An 18,098-nucleotide genomic window follows, 5' to 3' on the forward strand; every position below is an offset into this window, starting at 1 on the left:
CAGTGTGGATGGAGGCCGCGGTGAGGACGTGTGTGGGTGGGTGACGAGCAGGCCGGGGCGGGATGGGACAAAGGATGTTTTAGTGTAACATGTTGTTTTTGTTATGCTTTTAAAGGGGGTGGTCGAGTGATGTTGGTGCTCGACGTTCGGGGGGGCAAGCCGTTAGGATGGCGGCGATACTGTCCATAAGTGAGCCGCGCGGACGCCATGGAATCGTGATGTTCAGATAGAAGAGTACGGGGTGAGGCCAGAAGGTGCTTTTTAACTCGCTTGATTTTGCGGTTTTTTTCGGGGTGGTTTGCGCGCTTTATTTTGCGCTGGGTCAGCGCTGGCGGTGGATGCTGCTGCTGGTGGCGAGCTACGTGTTCTACATGCAGTGGAACGCGAGCTATGCGTTTTTGATCCTGGCGTCGACGTGTGTGGACTATGTGGCGGGGCGGGCGATGGCGGCTGCCGAGAGTCGGCGTCGGCAGACGGGGATCCTGCTGGGGAGTCTGGGCTTTAACCTGGGGATGCTCTTTACGTTTAAGTACTGGAGCTTTTTTCATACGAGCCTGGCCCAGGGTCTGGGGGCGTTGGGGGTGAGCTATGCGCCGCCTGAGCTCAATGTGCTGCTGCCGGTGGGGATCTCGTTTTATACCTTCCAGACGCTGAGCTACACGATCGACATCTGGCGGGGGGAGCTGAAACCGGAGCGGCATTTTGGAAAGTTTGCGCTCTTTGTGACCTTCTTTCCGCAGCTGATCGCCGGGCCGATTGAGCGGGCGAAGCATCTTTTGCCGCAGCTGGATCGGGAGGTGGCCTTTGATTTTGAGCGGGTGCAGTCCGGGTTGCAGCTGATGGGGTGGGGGCTCTTTAAGAAGGTGGTCATCGCCGACAACCTCTCGGTGTATGTGGATGCGGTCTACGGTAACCCCCAGGCGCATTCGGGGTGGACGCTGGGGTTTGCGACCTATGCCTTTGCGTTTCAGATCTACTGCGATTTTTCGGGGTATTCGGATATTGCGATCGGGGCGGCGAAGGTGCTCGGGTTCGATTTGATGAAGAACTTTGAGCGGCCGTATTTTTCGCAGTCGATCACCGAGTTCTGGCGGCGCTGGCATATCTCGCTTTCGAGCTGGCTGCGGGATTATTTGTATATTTCGGTGGGGGGAAACCGGCGGGGGAGGTGGAAGACGTACCGCAACCTGATGATCACGATGGTGTTGGGCGGGTTGTGGCACGGGGCGAGTTGGAATTTTGTGATCTGGGGGACCTTGCAGGGGGTGATGCTGGCGGCGTCGCGCATCACGCTTCCCTGGCGTGATAAGATGTCGAAAAGATTAGGGATTCCGTCGCTGGCGGTGTCCGGTTGGCGGATGTTGGTGACCTTTCATCTGGTGTGTTTGAGCTGGATTTTCTTCCGGGCGGCGACTTTCGACGATGCGATGGTGATCATCGGTCGAATTGCGGGTGTGATGCCGGGGCCGGAGGGCCTGGCGTTGTTGGACATCAACATCTTGTTGAGTGCGGCGGTGGGGCTTGGGGTGATGGGGGCTGTGCAGGTGTTGCAGGAGCGTAAGGGGAGCGCGAGGGAGTGGCTTGCGCGGCGGCCTGTGGCGCTTCGCTGGGGGGCGTATGTGGCGATGGCGCTGGGGATCACGCTCTTCGGGGCGGAGAGTGCCGGCCAGTTTATCTACTTCCAGTTTTGAGCATGCAGTTGCGAGCAGGTCATACGATGAGAACACAACGATGGCGGTGGGTGGCAGGATTTTTAGCGGCGTTGGTGCTGGCTGATTTTGGGGTGGGATCGGTGTTGAATGCGCTGAGCCGGCAGGTGCGCACCGGGGAGGGGATAGGGCAGGTGCGGGCGGCGGTGGAGGGGGAGCCCATCGACCTGCTGGTGTTGGGGAGTTCCCGGGCGCGGCATCATATTGACACCGATTGGATCAGCGAGGAGTTGGGGATCAGGGCGCTCAACCTGGGGGCGAACGGGCAGGGCATTTATCATGCGTATTTGACCCTGGGGGTGATGTTGGAGGCGGGGCAGGTGCCCGATGCAGTGCTTTTGCAGGTGGAGCCTCGGGATCTTCGCGGGGTGCGTTTTGAGCGGGCAGTCCATTTTTATCCGGAGTTGGGGGCGTCGGAGTTTTTGCAAACGACATTGCCGCGCTTCGGGAAGTGGACGGGGGTGAAGCTGCTCTCGCGGACGTATCGGCACAATCATCGGGTATTTCCGACGTTGCGCCATGTGGTGATGCCGCCCTCGGAGAGCGATATGGGCACGGGGTTTGAGCCATTGAATCGAGCATTTCGCGACCTGGCGATGGAGCCCATCGAGGGGGATTCGGCCTTGATCGACGAGGAGAGCCTGGAGGTGCATCGGGCCCTGATGGCGCTTCTGGCTTCGCATGAGTTGAAGGTGATCGTATTTGAAGGGCCGCGTCTGCGGGAGCGATACGACGGATGGGACCTGCTCTTTCGGGAGGAGATGGGAGAGCTGGTCGGGGGGTATAAGCATATGCGTTTTGAGTCCTGGGATGAGCAGGAGTTTGAAGCGTTCGTCTCGGAGGATGCCTATATCGACCCGGCGCATTTGAACGGGGAGGCTGCGAGGCACTTTACGAAGGAGATCGTGGGCACGGAAGCATTTCGGGCGCTGGATATGGGGAGGTAAGGGATGTACGTTGCTGAAATATATGGTGTTTCACGTGAAACGGTGGCGTTGTGGGTGAGGTGGAGCGGGTTTCTGTGATCATTCCGACGCTGGAGGAGGCGGGGCGTCTGGGGAGGCTGCTCGATGCGCTGAAGGGGCAGAAGGGGGTGGCGATGGACGTGGTGGTGGCCGACGGGGGCTCGATTGATGGGACGCCGGAGGTTGCGCGTAGGGTCGGGGCGCGCGTTGTGGAGGTGGGGATGGCGAGTCGAGCCCGCCAGATGAACGCGGGGGCGCTGGTGAGTGAGGGGGAGTGGTTGTTGTTTTTGCATGCGGACAGCGTCCCGGCGGATGTGGATCTTTTGCGGGACGCTCTGGAGCGCATGCGGCGGGAGGAGCAGGGAGGGGTATCGGAGCGTGTGGTGGGGCATTTTTCGCTCCACTTTGAGGGGGCGCAGCGAGGGGAGCGGAGGAGGTTTTACCGGGGGTTGGAGCGCAAGTCGGCGCTGAATCGGGCTCTGACGACCAACGGGGATCAGGGGATGTTGATGCGCAGGGAGACCTATGAGGCGGTGGGCGGGTTTGATGAGGGGCTGGGGTATCTTGAAGATCAGCGCTTTATCGCGGCGCTGGAGAAGAGGGGAGGGCGGAGGGTGACCCTGGGGGGCTACCTGAGAACGTCGACCAGGCGTTTTGAGGTGGAGGGGGTGGGGGCGCGCTACGCGACGATGACCTTGATCATGATGGCGGAGGCGGTGGGGCTGGAGGCGTTTCTGAGCGATGAGGAGCGGGTGTATGCGCCGCAGCATCGGGCCGGGCGTCTGCGCTTTTTTCAGCAATTGAAGGTATTTGGGGCAGTGCTACGTACGGGCGATCGCCAGGTGGTGCGGAGACGACTTCGAGGGCTCGGGGTGTTGGGCTGGCAAAACCTCTGGCAGGTTCCTTTCGGGATCGATGTGTGGTTGTGGCCGGCGTCCCACGGGCCGACGCCCCTGATGGACGCCTAGGATCGGGTGGCCGGTTCTGGCCAGCGTGTTTGTGGAGATGGGGGCTCTGACGTAGAGTGCGCGTCGACGTGAGGCAGCCCCGCACCCGGAGCCGCGTGTGTGATCGACGTTGATCGACGCGGCACAACGATGAGGGCGCCGCGCCATCTTGAAGATGGGTGCGCCGCCGACGAGAAACGCAGATTTTGTGAGATCAGGAGTGCATGTGCGAGTTGTAGGTTTGAAAGGACTGGCCCTTCTCGGGGCCTCGATGATGCTGGCGGTCGGATGTGGCGAGGGGAGCCAGGCCGAGTGTGAGAGTTTTTCCGATTGCAGCGGTGAGACGCCCTGGTGTGCGCCGGAGCAGACCTGCGAGGCGCTTCCGCCGGGCCATCAGATCGGGGTGGGCGACGGGTCGCCGGGTACGGTGATCCTGGAGGAGGTCTACGCCACGGAACGCTCCATGGAGCTGACCGATCTGGCGTTTAACCCGGCCGAGGAGAACGAGCTGTGGCTTCTTCGTCGCGAACATCCGAGCGATGAGCCCTGCGAAGAGGGCAATGCCACCGCCGCAGGTTGTGGGGCGCTGGAGGGCTCGACGACGACGATCAAGAACTTTGGCACGGCCGACGAAGAGGTGATCGTTAAGGTCGACCCGAACGCCTGGCATTTTATGCGTCGTCCGCCGGCGATGGCCTTTGGAGACAACGGCTTCTGGGCGACGGTGGGTGAAGAACGCACGGCGAACTTCCTGGATGGTCAGGCTGACTTTATGGGGCCGGTGCTCTGGTCGGCCGACCTGACCATTCACGGAGAAGAGCCGCCTCCCGGGCTCAATGGCTCCCACTTCGATATGTTGCATAACGCGCCCTACGGGATGGGAATCGCCCATGAGGTCGATAACGTCTACTGGGTATTCAACGGGATGTACGGCTCGCTGGATCGCACCGATTTCGGTGAAGATCACGGCGTCGGTGAGTCCGATCATACCGACGGCAAGGTGCTGCGTTACGTCAATGGCGAGCTGAGCCGCGTCGAAGGTGTGCCCAGCCACATGAAGCTCGATAAAGAGACGCGCCTTCTTTACGTGGCCGATACCGGCAACAGCCGCATCGTGCGTCTGAACATTGACGCCGGGGATCTCGGAGCACCGATCACGCTGCCGAATTACGACGGGATCTCGGTCTACGACCATATGGACGGTGCACAGCTCGAAGACATCGTGCCTGCGGGGCTCCTGGAGCAGCCCAGTGGTCTTGCGCTGCATGAGGGCGTGATGTTTGTCAGCGATCAGGCCACCGGCAAGCTGCACGCCTTTACGCTCGACGGGGAGCATCTGCGGGAGCTGGATACAGGGCTGGGCGCCGGCGCGCTGGCCGGTATCGTGATCAGCCCGGTTGATGGCAGCCTCTATCTCGTGCATCAGCGCGAAGGGAAGCTCTACCGCGTGGACGTGATCCTGTGATCGACAATCGACGAGGGGCGGGGCTTCGGAGCTGGGATGTTCAGGTGGTGACCTGCGCTCAGCTTCCGGAGCCCGATGAGGATATGGCGCCTTTGATGGAGGCGCTTAAGCAGGCGGGTCTTCGGGCCCGTCGGGTGGTCTGGGACGACGCGAGCGTGGACTGGGGGGAGAGCAGCCTGACGGTGATTCGCTCCACCTGGGATTACCACCGCCGCCGCGACGCCTTTGTGGCGTGGGCGCAGGCTGCTGGCGAGCGCAGCGAGCTGCTCAATCCGGCGGAGGTCGTGGCCTGGAACACCCATAAGCGCTACCTGCTCACCCTGGCGCTGCGGGGGGTGGCCGCGGTGCCCACGGCGATGATCGAGCGGGGCTCGTGCCTGAAAGTCGGCGAGCTCTGTGAGGACCAGGGGTGGGAGAAGATCGTGGTCAAGCCGGCGGTTTCGGCGGGCTCCTATCAGACCCATGTGATGGAGGCCGGGGCGATCGACGAGGATGTGGTCGCGGCGCTGGTGGCCGCCGAAGACGTGCTGGTGCAGCCCTATGTGGCCAGCGTGGACGACTACGGGGAGCGCTCGCTTATCTTTATCGATGGGGAGCTCACGCATAGCGTGCGAAAGGCACCGCGTTTTGCCGGGGAGGACGAATCGGTGAGCGGGCCGCATCCGGTCGATGCGGCGGAGCGCGAGCTCGGTGAGCGGGCGCTGAAGGCGGTGGGGGGTGAAGGTCTGCTCTACGCCCGGGTGGATCTGGTGCGGGGCGTGGACGGAGCGCCGATGGTCGCGGAGCTGGAGCTTGTGGAGCCCTCGCTCTTTTTTAACCTCTGCCCGGCGGCGTTGGAGCGGTATGTGGCGGGGGTGAAGAGGCGGTTGGGGTGAGGGGTGTGTTTTGTGGTTATGTGGTTAGGTGGTTGAGGGGCGTCGGGGTACGCGACGTTGGGCGATTCGTGAGGGCGTTAGGGGGTACGCGTTTTGTGGTCAGGTGGTTAAGAGGTTAGGTGGTTGAGGGACGCCGGGGTACGCGACGTTGGGCGATTCGTGAGGGCACCGAGCGCATCAGGACGACGCTGGCTGCGTCGCTGCGGACTCGCGGTGGCGTTGCCACAGCTTCGTCCTTGCTCCTTGCCAATCGCCGCCCTGAATGCGCTCGAGTGGTGTGCTGCGGGCTTTTTACCCGACTTTAGTGTGCGCCCAGGTCGTAGATCTCAAGGTTGTCGAAGGCCGCCGGGGCCTGCCAGTTGTTGAACGCAAAGTAGCGGTGGCCTTCGCCCTGGAGGGGGGCTTCATCGGCGTAGGTGAGGAAAGGTTTGCCGTCGACGAACCAGCGCAGGCGCTTGTCGGTGCGCACGATGGTGAAGGTGTAGGTGCGCTCGGGCTCGACCTTCTGGCCGCGGGCACCGACGAGGCGATCGTCGCCGTGCTCGTCGAGCCGGGCGATGATGTTGAGGCTGTTGTTCCAGCCGCCGAAGATGCCGATGTAGCCACTCTCGTGGGTCTGGCCGTCGCCGAGGATCTCGAATTTGAGGTCGCCCACCTCCGAGAGCGCTGTGGCTTCAAAGCTCACGCGAAAATTCTCGGGAAGGGGCGTTTGCAGCCAGAGGGCGTCGTTTTTCGCCCCGGCGATTCGCAGCCTTCCCTCCTCGATCTTCCAGCCGCCATAACCGCTCTGCCACGACTCGCCGGGTGCCGATCCGTCGAAGGTGTCTTTGTAGATGAGCTGGCCGCCTCTAAGCCCGGTGGTGTCGTCGTCGGCGCTGGCGGTAGTGGCCGCCGGGGCCTGTCCGGACTGCGGGATGTCCGGGGCCTGGTCGCAGGCTATGGCGAGCATAAGCGTCGCGAGCAGCGCCGTGGTCAGCCGGGGAGTGGTGAGCCGGGGAGTGGTGAGCAGGGGGGAGGGCGTCGAAGAGGGGGTGGGCATCCGCATATCCTCATAAAAAAAGCCGATGAAGTCAGGGTGACTTGCATCGGCTTCTATAGCAGATCGGTGCGTCGGCAAAAACCGCAGCGCCGCCCCGTGGTGGGAGGACTCAGGTGTGCTCGTGGACCTTTCGCACCAGCTCACGGATCTGCTCGAGCAGGCGTTCGCCGTCATCGCCGCTCTTCGGGAGCACCTCGCGGGCGCCGCGGGAGAGCTCCTCGCGATCGTCGTCGGTGAGCTCCTTGGCAGTGATGACCACGACCGGGATCTGACGGTGGGCGGCGTCGTGACGCACCCGGCGCAGGAACTCGAAGCCGTCCATCTTCGGCATCATCAGGTCCAGGAGAATCAGCGCCGGGGGCGCGTTGCTGGCGAGTGCCTGGAGACCCTCCAGGCCGTTGGTGGCCTGGTCGACCTGCCAGCCTTCTTTTTCGATGACGCGGCAGATCAACGAGCGGGTGGGCTCGTCGTCTTCGACCACGAGCACGCGGCCTTTCTCAGAGCTCGATGGGCTTTCGTCTTCGTGACGGTAACGATCGAGGATGCTCAGGAGGGCGTCGCGGTCGATGGGTTTCATCAGGTAGTGGTCCGCGCCCAGCGCGTAGCCGCGGGAGGTTTCCGAGACCATGGTGACCATGATCACCGGGATGTGCTCGAGCTTCGGGTCGGATTTGAGGCGCGCGAGGGTGGACCAGCCGTCGAGCTGGGGCATCATCACATCGAGGGTGATGGCGGCCGGGTGAAGCTCGGCGGCCAGGTGCAGGCCCTCGGTGCCGCTGGCGGCGCTGACCACCGAGAACCCTTCGCGCTCCAGCATCCGACGCAGGAGATCGCGTACGGTGGGATCGTCGTCGATCACCAGCACGACGTTCTCCGAGCTTCGGTCCACGCCGGCCTCGATCAGCGCGTTGGCGGTCTGGTCGGGGGTGGATTGGGGGCGGGAGCGATCGTGCTCACCCTCTTCGGCCTCCTCGCGAGGGAGCTCGTTGGCGCGAAGATCGGCGGAGAGGCGCACGGTGAAGGTTGTTCCCTGATCTTTTTTGCTCTCCACCTCGATGGTGCCGCCGAGCAGGCTTGCGAAGTGGCGGGTGATCGTCAGCCCCAGGCCCGTGCCGCCGAACTCGCGGGTGGTGGAGGTGTCGGCCTGGGTAAATGCCTCAAAGATCTGCTTGAGCTCCTCGGGGGTCATGCCGATGCCGGTGTCGGTGACACTGAGGACGATCTGGTCGGCCTCGGTGTCGCGGCGGGCGTCGACTTTGACCTGGCCCTGGCGGGTGAATTTGCAGGCGTTGGAGAGCAGGTTAAACGCGATCTGACGCACCTTCGTGGGGTCGGAGCGCATGTAGCGCAGCTCGGGATCGAGGGTCATCGTCAGGGTGTTGAAGTTCTGACGGGCCAGCGGAGCCACGGTGGCGGCGATATCATCGAGGAGCTCGCTGATGTCGAAGAGCTCGATGTGGGTGGTCATCTTGCCGGCCTCGATCTTGGAGAGATCGAGGATGTCATTGATCAGCGCGAGCAGATGCTTGCCCGCCGAGCGGATCCGCTGGAGGTCGGGTCGAAAGGGCTCGACGATAGGGGTTGCCTCGTTTTGCGCTTCGACGATGACGTCGATCTCCTCAAGCACGATCTCGGCGTAGCCAATGACGGCGTTGAGCGGGGTGCGCAGCTCATGGCTCATATTGGCCAGGAAGGCGCTCTTGGCACGGTTGGCCTCCAGGGCCTCATCACGGGCCAGCTCCAGGGCCTGGCGGGCAGCGTGGCGTTCGGTGACGTCGCGCAAGATCAAAACAAAGCGCACATTCGTCGAGTCGTAGAGCGTGCCCAGCGCCACCTCGATCGGAAAGAGCTCCCCGTGGCGCATGCCTTCGAGCTCGGTGGCCGAGCGCAACGTGCCCTTGAGCGCCGATTCGCGAAGCCTGCCCGCGGTCAGCGCCGGGACCAACGCCTCGATCGGAGTCTGAATGAGCGCGTCTTCGGAGAGGCCAAAGATCCGGGCGCTGGCCGGGTTTCCGCTCTCGATACGTCCATCGGCGTTGATTGTCAGGATGGGGTCGGGGGCCGTCTCCACCACCGCCCGGGTTTCGGCCTCACGGGTTTTGACCCGGTCGATAAGCCACTCCTGGAGGCGGTCTTTTAAGACGAACATCGAGAACATCACGCTGGTCATGCCCACCATCTCGATGAGTCGGGTCGATTCGGGGCTGTTTGCGCCGATGATCTGCGCGAAGGCCACGCCGTTGATGTCGGCGATAAAAATGGCCACCCAGGTTGTTAACGTCAGCGCCAGCCACCCCAGGGCGGGGCGAGTGCCCAGGAAGAGCAGCGCAAACATGGGCACCAGCCCCATCCAGCTGAGCGATTCGGAGTCCATGCCGTTGGCCGCCAGCGCCATGCCCAGAAAGAGGATGTAAAAGGGAATCAGGATGAGATTTCCCGCCAGCGGCATGCTCCCGGTGCGCTTGAGCGCAAAGGGGGCCGAGCCCACGCAAATCGTCGCCGCGATCACCGCCAGCGTGATCGACACCGAGTGCTGGGTTACCCAGATAAAGGTCGCGGCGATGGGGCCCCAGATCACCAGAAAGAAGACGGTTTGAATGGCCAGTTCGGCGCGTTTTCGCTCAATGTCGCGTCCCTGGCCATAGTCCTCGGGGATAAAATAATCGACGGCGTTTTGAAGCATGATTCGGGCCTTAGGCCAATGAGCTCAACGACGAGAGCTTTGTGGATAGAAGGAGTTCAGGGGGCGTGCATAAGAATCGCTGCGTGAGCGCGGGAAGTATCACTCTCAGAGGAGCGTGTCGACGAGCGGGCGTGGCGTGTGGCGTCGGACCATCGTGCGGAGCTCATCGAGGAGGCGATCGCGGTCGTTTCCGCCCTTCTCGATGATGGCGTTGACGCCCTGGCGAAGTCGAGCGCGATCCTCGTCGGTGAGCTCCTTGGCAGTGACCACCACGACGGGGATATGACGACGGGCCTGATCCTGACGAAGTGTATGGAGAAATTCAAAGCCATCCATTTTGGGCATCATCAGGTCGAGGAGGATGAGCCGGGGGGTATGAGCGTCCAGGCTTTCGAGGCCTTCGAGGCCGTTTGTAGCCTCGATGACCTGCCAGCCTTCGTTGTGAAGCACGCGGCGCATCAGGGCGCGGGTGGGCTCGTCGTCTTCCACAATAAGGATGGGTTGCTCCTCGGGAAGATCTGCGTCGCGGTAGGTGTGCAGAATGGAGAGCAGGGCGTCGCGCTCTACGGGTTTCATCAGGTAGTGGTCGGCGCCCAGCGCGTAGCCGCGGGCGGCCTCGGAGACCATCGTGATCATGATGACCGGGATCGCGCCAAGGTCGGGGTGAGCTTTGAGCCGGGAGAGGGCGGTCCAGCCGTCCATCTGGGGCATCATCACATCGAGGGTGATGGCGTCGGGGCGAAGCTGCTCGGCCAGAAGGAGGGCCTCGGTGCCGCTGGCGGCGCAGACGACCTCGTAGCCCTCGCGCTCCAGGATGCGCCGGAACAAATCCCGCACCGTCGGATCGTCGTCGACCACCAGCACCAGGCCCGACTCCCCGATGGCCGGGAGGTTGGAGAGGGTGTGGCCGCTGCCGATGAAGCTCGCGTGGGCGTTCGGGGAGGTGTCGACGAGCGTGGCGTAGGGGGCCGCCGCGTCGTCGTCACTTCCCAGATCCATGGCCAGGCGTACGGTGAAGGTCGTGCCTTCGCCCGGGGCGCTCTCCACCTCGATGGTGCCGCCCAGAAGACTCGCGAAGTGGCGGGTGATGGTCAGGCCCAGCCCCGTGCCGCCGAACTCGCGGGTGGTGGAGGTGTCGGCCTGGGTAAAGGCCTCAAAGATGCCGGCGAGCTGCGCGGGCGTCATGCCCAGCCCGGTGTCGCGCACGGCCATGACGATGTGCGTGTTCTTCTCGTCGGGGCGCACCTCGACGGTGACCGTGCCGGAGTGGGTGAATTTGCAGGCGTTGGATAAGAGGTTGAACGCGATCTGGCGCACCTTGGTGGGGTCGGTGCGCACAAAGCGGATGGCGTCCTCGTCCATATCCAGGGTGACCTGGTTGCCGTTCTTCTGGGCCAGGGGAAGCACCGTGGCGCTGACGTCCCGCAGGAGCGCGGCCAGATCGAAGAGCTCGATGTGGGTGGTCATCTTGCCGGCCTCAATCTTGGAGAGATCGAGGATGTCGTTGATGACCGCGAGCAGGTGTTTGCCCGCGCCGCGGATGTGGTTGAGATCGGGCACAAAGGGCTCGACGATCGGGCGCACCTCGGGGTTCTTGTCGCCGGCAAGCTCGATCTCTTCGAGGATCATCTCGGAGTAGCCGATCACGGCGTTGAGCGGGGTGCGCAGCTCGTGACTCATATTGGCAAGAAAGGCGCTCTTGGCGCGGCTGGCCTCCAGGGCCTCGTCGCGGGCGGCCTGAAGGGCCGTCCGGGAGGCCTGACGATCGGTGATGTCGCGCATCACCAGCACGTGGTGCAGGGCGCCCTCCTCTTCAAAACTTCCCAGCGCGAGCTCCAGGGGAAACTCCTGGCCCCGGCGAAGGGCGGTGTGCTCGTGGTTGGTCCGGTCGCTGGCCTGCAGACGCCCCTCCAACACTTCGTGCTCCAGCGAGGGAATCAACGCACGGATCGATTCGCCGACCAACGCCTCCTCACCGCGGTCGAAGACGCGGGCGGCCGCGGCGTTCGCATCCAGGATGTGCCCGTGGGCGTCCAGCGTCATGATGGCGTCGGGCGCGGTGTCGACCACCGCCCGGGTGCGTGCCTGCTCCTGCCCCAGCGCCTGATAGAGCCAGCCCTGAAGCCGGTTGTTGAAGACAAAGATGCCAAAGACCAGCGAGCCCACCCCCACCAGCTCCAGGAGGCGGTTTCCCAGAAGCATCTCATCCTCAAAGGCCTTAAAGCCCGGCCCCAGCGCCTCGTAGAGCCCAAAACCCACCCAGATGGCCACCGCCAGCACCATCCAGAGCACGGCATGCCTCCTTCCCTGAAGCACCAGCGAGAGCAGGGGAATGATAATCAGCCAGGTCAGCGCGGTGGCCTGCACCCCGCCGGTGATCGTCGACATCCCCACAATCAAGGCCGCCGCGGGCACCAGCACCACGTAGCCCGTCAGCACCATATTGCCGCTGCGCCGGAGCAAGGGCGCCGCCGAGAAGGTCACCGATGTCCCCAGAAGGATCACCGCCAGCGAAAACAGACTCTTTGTCAGGTAGTAGGTCACCAGAGCGCTGATCACCCCCCAGCCCCCCATCACCAGAATCATGGAGATCGCCGCCTCGGCGCGGCGGCGCTTCACGTCGTGTTCGAGGAGGTGATCGGGGATGAAATAATGAATGAATGATTTCATAGGCTCAGCGCTCGTCCCCTGGTTCTATGCGTGGTCGGCTCGTCATGTGGCGAGGTTCTCGCCGCAGCGGGAGCTCCGGGGAGGTCGACACGATGGCGATCCATTCCCCTGCTAAAGGTGCACAATTACAACCGTATTAGGGGGGATTATTGGGGGGAGTCAAAAAACTTTCGGTGCCGAGCGCCCCGGGACGACGCTGACTGTGCGCCGGTGGTTCGCGATGTCGGGCGATTTGTGTGTGCGATGGCGGGTTCGCTTTGGGGTTAGGTGGTTGGGTTGTTGGGTGGTTGTGGTGCGCCGGTGGTTCGCGGTGATGGTCGATTCGTGCGGGCAGTGGGGTGGCCGGTCCGAGCCCGAGATCGAGCCCGAGATCGAGCCCGAGATCGAGCCCGAGATCGAGCCCGAGGTCGAGGTCGAGCCCGAGCCCGAGCCCGAGATCGAGATCGAGCCCGAGCCCGAGCCCGAGCAAAGGTGACGTCCCGGGCGTGCGCCACCGTGCGTTGGAAATGGCGGAGGTGGAAGAAGGGAGCGTGCCCCGGGGCGGGGGGAGTAGGGGGTAGGACCCCGGGGGGTAGCCGCCGCCGGGCGTCAATTTTGGAGCAGCGCTACGAACCGACCGTGACCCCGAACGGGCAGGCAGGGGGTGGTAGCCCATGTTGTGCCGTCCCGGGACGCCTCATCTGACCGAACGTCACGAACCGACCGTGACCTCGAACGGGCAGGCAGGGGGCGGTACCCCATGTTGTGCCGTCCCGGGACGCCTCATCTGACCGAACGTCACGAACCGACCGTGACCCCGAACGGGCAGGCAGGGGGCGGTACCCCACCCTGTGCCGTCCCGGGACGCCTCATCTGACTGAACGCCATGAAGCGAGCGCGTCCTCGAACGGGCCGTCAGGGGGTCGGACCTCGCCAGAGGCCGTCCTCGGACGGGGAAGGAGGGGGCTCAACCCCCTAATGGGGTAGGTCGAGACGACCTTTAGTCCCCCAACGCCGCCTCGACGAGCGTCAGGTAGCGCTTGAGGATGGCGGGGCGGTCGAACTCGGCGGCGCGGGTGCGCAGGGTGGCCGGGTCGGCGGGGTACCTCAATTGGCGGGGCTGGATGGAGGGCGCGTGCCCGCCATCGATTGCTCTGGCGGTCACCCCTGAGATCGTGGAAGAGTCTCGATAAAGATGTATCGCGCGCTCAGCGAAGTTCATCGATGATGAGGACGTCCCCGATCCACGGCTGCAGACCCGGAGATAGGCACACGGGAAGATCGCCTTGGCGTAGTGTCGGGTGCTCTCCAAACAACAATCGCAGGCAAGCACACCCGCGCGTCGGGCGATGCGAAGCGAGGCGGTGGTTTCGCGTGCGAAAGTAGTACGCTGCAATCTGGTGGTGCTGCCGAGTATATGCGCGTCGGGGCGTCCCGGGCTGCGTTGCAAAGCCGGGAGGAAACAAACAACATCGCTTCAAGGTTTGCGCCCGGCTCGCGTCTCTTTCAAGGGCGTATCCATCACATGCCACGTCAACTCAGAACGTAGCTACCCACAGGTCAAAGGAGGACGCATGGAAGACATCATCATCATCGGAGCGGGAGGGTTTGGTCGAGAAGTGTGGTGGTTGATCGAAGAGATTAACGCGTATTCTCCCCGATGGGCCGTGCGGGGCTTTGTCGATGATAGCCCGTCCCTGAAAGGAAAACATGTATGCGGGGTTCCGGTGTTGGGGACACTGGATGTTTTGATGGATAAACCAGGGCACGCCGTTGCGCTGGGGGTGGGAATCCCCGGGGTGAAAAAAACGATCCTTGAGAAGCTCAAACCCGCAGGGTTGAGCTGGCCCACGCTGGTGTCTCCGGACGCCCGAATGTCAAAATTTGTGTCGCTTGGCGCCGGCACATTGATTACGTCGGGTTGCATTTTAACGACACAGGTCGAAGTCGGCGCTCATGTCTTGCTGAATCTCGCGTGTACGGTGGGCCATGACACTCGCATCATGACAGGGGCCACGTTGTCGCCGGGGGTGAGCCTGTCGGGATACAGCACCGTCGGTCCCTGGAGTGACATCGGTACCCGGGCGGTGACCATTCCTGGCATCACCATCGGGAGGGCAGCGACGGTAGGAGCCGGGGCCGTGGTGATTCGAGATGTGCCTGCGGGGGCGACCGCGGTGGGGAATCCGGCTCGGGTGATTCGGCAGCCGGAGCCGGTGGAGTGAGTCCAGGATTCGTCTCTGGTCGCGAAGCAGGGCGCAGGTGATCGATGGGGATCACGCGAGCATCGCCTCTCGCACACGCGCCGTCTCGGGGGTCTTGACGTCGTGGTGAAGCCACGCCTGAAAACTCAATAGATTCCAGAGCTTATGGGAGTGGTTGGACTCGCCGCTGAGGTGCTCGGCCCAGAGCTTCTGGACGGGCTCGGGGTTGAGATAGCCCCGGGCGCGCAGCGCGTCTGGCGAGAGAAGATCGCCGGCCCACTCGCGCAGCGGGCCGCGAAGCCAGCTGTCGATGGGCACGCCAAAACCCATCTTGGGGCGATCGATGAGCGACTGAGGCACGTGGCGGTAGAGTACCTGGCGGAGCACCCATTTGGTCGTGCTCTTCTGAAGTTTCAGTCCCAGGGGCAGGCTCCAGGCGAACTCCACCAGGCGATGGTCGAGCAGGGGCACGCGCGCCTCCAGCCCGACGGCCATCGAGGCACGGTCGACCTTGGTGAGCACATCGTCGGGCATGTAGGAGCATTGGTCGCGGAACATCATCGCTTCGGCGGCCGAGGCCCCCGAAGGCGCGGGGATCTCGGGCGGGTGATGATCCTCGATGCCATGAATGTAGGTGGCCGGATCGGCGATGTTCGAGCGCAGGTGCAGGTAGAGAGCGTCGGCGTCGCGCAGGCCCAGCAGCGTCGCAACCTTTTGCATCTTTTCGCCGGGAAGGCGCATCTTCAGCGCCGGGGGCAAGAAGGCCTCAATCGCCGCATAGGCGGCGTCGATCTGAGCCGGATCCGGGGCCTGAAGCGCGCGGCTCAGTGCTCGACGAAGGGGGTAGGGCAGCCGGTGCATCGCGGCGACCCGGGGCCCCCAGAGGTGTCGGTTGTAGCCGGCAAAGAGCTCATCGCCTCCGTCGCCCGAGAGGCTCACGATCACCGACTCGCGCGCGAGCTTGCTGACCAGATAGGTGGGAATCTGCGAGGAGTCGGCAAAAGGCTCGTCAAAAAGCGTGGGAAGATCCGGCAGCACCGCAAAGGCATCGTCGGGGGTAAGGTAGCGCTCGGTGTGCTCGGTGCCCAGATGGCGAGCGACCTCGGCGGCGTGGGCGGCCTCATTGTAAGCCCCCTCGTGGTAGCCGATGGAGAAGGTCTTGATCGGACGCTCGGACTGCGCCTGCATCAGCGCGACGATCGTCGAGGAATCGATGCCCCCCGACAAAAAGGCTCCCAGGGGCACGTCGGCCACCATGCGATCGCCGATGACCTTGAGCAGCAGGGCTTCCAGCGCGTCGACCGCCTCGTGCTCGCTGCCCTCAAAGGGGTTGGCCAGTCCGCGGGCGGCCACCGCCCGGGCATCCCAGAAGTAGCGCGAGCGGGGAGGTTGGTCTGGCGCCTCAAAGGTGAGCCACTGGCCGGGCATCAGCTTAAAAATACCCTCGAAGATCGAGCGGGGCGCGGCGATGGAGTTAAAGCGCAGAAGATCCCCCAGCGCCTGTCGGTCGATGGCGGGCGAAAAGCCCGGAAAAGCCCGCAGCGCCTTGAGCTCTGAGCCAAAGAGCAGCGCGCCGGCCTGCACCCCGTAGTAGAGGGGCTTGATGCCCAGGCGATCGCGCACCAGATGCAGGCAACGCTGCTGACGATCCCAGAGCGCAAAGGCAAACATGCCCGCGATCGCCTGCAGCGTCTCCTCCATGCCGAGGATGTCGATCGCCGCAAGCAGCACCTCGGTATCGGAGCCGCCCCGAAAGCGAAGCTCGGGATGACTGCTTTGAAGCCCTTCGCGCAGCTCACCGTGGTTATAGATCTCCCCGTTATAGACCAGGTCGTAGCGCCCCGATGGTGAGCGCATCGGCTGGTGCCCCTCCGCGGAGAGGTCGAGGATGGAGAGGCGGCGGTGGCCCAGCCCGATGCCCCGGGCCTCATCGAAGGCGATGCCCCGGCTGTCGGGGCCGCGATGCTCCAGGCGATCGGTCATCGCGTCGAGCACCTCACGAGGATGAAGAAGAGATCGAAAGGTCCAGAAACCGGTGATACCGCACATCGATCGGGGCTCACGTTCGAGAAATAGAAAGATCGCAACCATGCGAAGGACGCGCCGAGACTATCGGCAGCGGGCCGAGATGGCGAGCGTATCGTTGTACCGGAGTGTACGCGTTTGTCAGGGCGCGATGATCGCCAATGGCGTGCACATCATGAGCGATGTGGCCCCGGGAGAGGTGATTCGCGCCTCGCGTTGAGGCGCTGACGCCTGAGCCGCACCGGCTGACGCGGCGCGCGCGCCGGCAGGAGCGCAAAGAGCAGCATCATATAAAAGGGAAGCATCGGCATGCGATAGCGCGCCAGGGTGCCCATGTTGGTGGTCGTCAGCCCCACGCCGAGCGCAAAGAGCACCACAAAGATCAGCGCAAATACCAGGGGGGGGGAGCGCATGATCACCTGCCAGCACTCGCGTCCTCCACGTCGGTAGAGGGCCAGGAAGACTAACCCGAGGATAAACGTCATCTCCAGCGCGCTTACCAGCGCCATGATGTTGTTCGCCTCAAAGAGAAAGGGGCGAGCCAGCGCGGTGATTACGGCCAGCGGGGCCATGGCCAGCTGACCCGAGGAGCTGGTGGGAGCGGTGTCGGAGAGGGCGAAGTTCGAGCCCCCCGAGATGCTCTGTCCGACCTCCTGGAGCCGGCTGGCTTCATCGACCAGGTTGGTCAGAGCGTAGCGAGGAAAGAGTGCTCCGAGTCCGATGATCGCCGTCATCGCCAGCGCCATGGCCAGCGCGAAGTGAAGCGGACGCAGGCTAAGCGCCTGTCCTCCGCTTAAGCGTAGCCCGCGCTGCCAGTAGTACCAGGCACCAGCCGCGATGGCGAAGGGGCCCAGGATGTAGGTTTTGACCAGGCCCACAATGACTGATCCTGCGCCGATGGCGAGCGCGGCGCGGGGTGTCGAGCTTGTGGAGTCGGCCAGCCTGATGATGCCGTAGGTTGCCAGCCCCAGCCCGATCATCGCGACGCTCTCTTTGAGGAGCCCGCTGGACCAGAACACGATGGAAGGCATCCACATCATGCCCGCGATCATGCGCTGGTGCAGGTGCGAGGGAAAGAGGGGGCGAAAGGCACGGTACATCGCCAGCTTGCCAAAGAAAGCCCCGATCGCTATCAGCAGACACGTTGCATAGAGCGAGCCCTGGGTGAGGTAATGGAGCCAGGCGCTGAGGCCGTACATCGTGGCAGTGGCCGGGCTGGACTCATCAAGCCAGGCGAAGTGGGTCGTCTGCTGCTGGAAGAGCAGCCGCAAGGCATCGGGGGCGTAGGCCAAAAAGTCTTCGCGCATCCGATCGGCGACGAAGGCGCTCTCGTGGAAGTAGGTGAGCATATCGCCGTAGCCGTAGACATCACGCGTGATGAAGACCTGAGCCAGGGCGGCGACGAGGTGGAGGGCAAATGCGCCGATGATCAGCCCCTGCTCGCGGCGCATATAATCCCGGAGCGCAAGCCCCAGGGCTCCCACCCCGAAGAGGATCGTGACGAAGCTGGGGATTAGTTCTAACATCCTGGGGAGTT

Annotated in this window: 13 protein-coding genes; 7 read left to right on the forward strand and 6 right to left on the reverse strand. The window is 63.5% G+C overall.

Features of this window, described 5'->3' with window-relative positions; genetic code table 11:
• Positions 1–254 precede the first annotated feature (254 nt).
• The 5 genes from EA187_RS09070 to EA187_RS09090 all read left to right on the forward strand — a co-directional run bounded on the left by EA187_RS09070 (position 255) and on the right by EA187_RS09090 (position 5,961).
• Positions 255–1,691 (forward strand): MBOAT family O-acyltransferase, encoded by a 1,437-nt coding sequence (locus tag EA187_RS09070; RefSeq protein ID WP_127780047.1) that lies wholly within the window; start codon positions 255–257, stop codon positions 1,689–1,691.
• A 26-nt stretch (positions 1,692–1,717) separates the two neighbouring features.
• The gene (locus EA187_RS09075; protein ID WP_127780048.1) at positions 1,718–2,656 is read left to right on the forward strand and encodes a hypothetical protein; all 939 of its coding nucleotides are present in this window, start codon (positions 1,718–1,720) and stop codon (positions 2,654–2,656) included.
• A 74-nt stretch (positions 2,657–2,730) separates the two neighbouring features.
• A complete protein-coding gene (locus tag EA187_RS09080; RefSeq protein ID WP_164856146.1) occupies positions 2,731–3,642 on the forward strand; it encodes a glycosyltransferase in 912 nt (303 codons plus the stop codon).
• Positions 3,643–3,847: 205 nt separating this feature from the next.
• Positions 3,848–5,086 carry an NHL repeat-containing protein gene (locus tag EA187_RS09085; protein ID WP_127780050.1) on the forward strand — a complete coding sequence of 413 codons (1,239 nt, stop codon included), beginning with the start codon at positions 3,848–3,850 and terminating at the stop codon, positions 5,084–5,086.
• Positions 5,083–5,961 (forward strand): ATP-grasp domain-containing protein, encoded by an 879-nt coding sequence (locus tag EA187_RS09090; RefSeq protein WP_127780051.1) that lies wholly within the window; start codon positions 5,083–5,085, stop codon positions 5,959–5,961. The genes EA187_RS09085 and EA187_RS09090 overlap by 4 nt, the downstream gene beginning before the upstream one ends.
• A gap of 301 nt (positions 5,962–6,262) precedes the next feature.
• Here EA187_RS09090 and EA187_RS09095 read toward each other — a convergent pair whose 3' ends face one another.
• The 3 genes from EA187_RS09095 to EA187_RS09105 all read right to left on the reverse strand — a co-directional run bounded on the left by EA187_RS09095 (position 6,263) and on the right by EA187_RS09105 (position 12,353).
• Positions 6,263–7,000 (reverse strand): hypothetical protein, encoded by a 738-nt coding sequence (locus tag EA187_RS09095; protein ID WP_127780052.1) that lies wholly within the window; start codon positions 6,998–7,000, stop codon positions 6,263–6,265.
• Between the two features lie 109 nt (positions 7,001–7,109).
• The gene (locus EA187_RS09100) at positions 7,110–9,683 is read right to left on the reverse strand and encodes a hybrid sensor histidine kinase/response regulator (RefSeq protein ID WP_127780053.1); all 2,574 of its coding nucleotides are present in this window, start codon (positions 9,681–9,683) and stop codon (positions 7,110–7,112) included.
• A 105-nt stretch (positions 9,684–9,788) separates the two neighbouring features.
• Entirely contained in the window at positions 9,789–12,353 is a 2,565-nt protein-coding gene (locus EA187_RS09105) for a hybrid sensor histidine kinase/response regulator (protein ID WP_127780054.1), read from the reverse strand.
• Positions 12,354–12,663: 310 nt separating this feature from the next.
• Here EA187_RS09105 and EA187_RS20375 point away from each other — a divergent pair, with 310 nt between their 5' ends.
• On the forward strand, positions 12,664–12,828 hold the full coding sequence (locus EA187_RS20375; protein ID WP_164856147.1) for a hypothetical protein: 165 nt from the start codon (positions 12,664–12,666) through the stop codon (positions 12,826–12,828).
• A gap of 504 nt (positions 12,829–13,332) precedes the next feature.
• Here EA187_RS20375 and EA187_RS20380 read toward each other — a convergent pair.
• Complete coding sequence (locus EA187_RS20380) at positions 13,333–13,497, reverse strand: hypothetical protein (RefSeq protein WP_164856148.1); 165 nt, start codon at positions 13,495–13,497, stop codon at positions 13,333–13,335.
• A 409-nt stretch (positions 13,498–13,906) separates the two neighbouring features.
• On the opposite strand from EA187_RS20380, the gene EA187_RS09115 reads away from it, so the two are divergent.
• Positions 13,907–14,557 carry a NeuD/PglB/VioB family sugar acetyltransferase gene (locus tag EA187_RS09115; protein WP_164856149.1) on the forward strand — a complete coding sequence of 217 codons (651 nt, stop codon included), beginning with the start codon at positions 13,907–13,909 and terminating at the stop codon, positions 14,555–14,557.
• A 51-nt stretch (positions 14,558–14,608) separates the two neighbouring features.
• Here EA187_RS09115 and asnB read toward each other — a convergent pair whose 3' ends face one another.
• Together asnB and EA187_RS09125 are read right to left on the reverse strand one after the other, a co-directional pair.
• Positions 14,609–16,585 (reverse strand): asparagine synthase (glutamine-hydrolyzing), encoded by a 1,977-nt coding sequence (gene asnB, locus EA187_RS09120; RefSeq protein ID WP_127780057.1) that lies wholly within the window; start codon positions 16,583–16,585, stop codon positions 14,609–14,611.
• Between the two features lie 149 nt (positions 16,586–16,734).
• Positions 16,735–18,087, reverse strand: a complete 1,353-nt coding sequence (locus EA187_RS09125) for a hypothetical protein (protein WP_127780058.1) — start codon at positions 18,085–18,087, stop codon at positions 16,735–16,737.
• Positions 18,088–18,098 lie beyond the last annotated feature (11 nt).

Origin of the sequence: Lujinxingia sediminis (assembly GCF_004005565.1) — a bacterium.
Taxonomy (GTDB): Bacteria; Myxococcota_A; Bradymonadia; order Bradymonadales; family Bradymonadaceae; genus Lujinxingia; species Lujinxingia sediminis.

Coding starts and splice junctions, on each gene's coding strand:
- EA187_RS09100 (WP_127780053.1), bottom strand. CDS start 9,683: ATGCTTCAAAACGCCGTCGATTATTTTATCCCCGAGGACTATGGCCAG.
- EA187_RS09095 (WP_127780052.1), bottom strand. CDS start 7,000: ATGCCCACCCCCTCTTCGACGCCCTCCCCCCTGCTCACCACTCCCCGG.
- asnB (WP_127780057.1), bottom strand. CDS start 16,585: ATGTGCGGTATCACCGGTTTCTGGACCTTTCGATCTCTTCTTCATCCT.
- EA187_RS09125 (WP_127780058.1), bottom strand. CDS start 18,087: ATGTTAGAACTAATCCCCAGCTTCGTCACGATCCTCTTCGGGGTGGGA.
- EA187_RS09075 (WP_127780048.1), top strand. CDS start 1,718: ATGAGAACACAACGATGGCGGTGGGTGGCAGGATTTTTAGCGGCGTTG.
- EA187_RS09115 (WP_164856149.1), top strand. CDS start 13,907: ATGGAAGACATCATCATCATCGGAGCGGGAGGGTTTGGTCGAGAAGTG.
- EA187_RS09105 (WP_127780054.1), bottom strand. CDS start 12,353: ATGAAATCATTCATTCATTATTTCATCCCCGATCACCTCCTCGAACAC.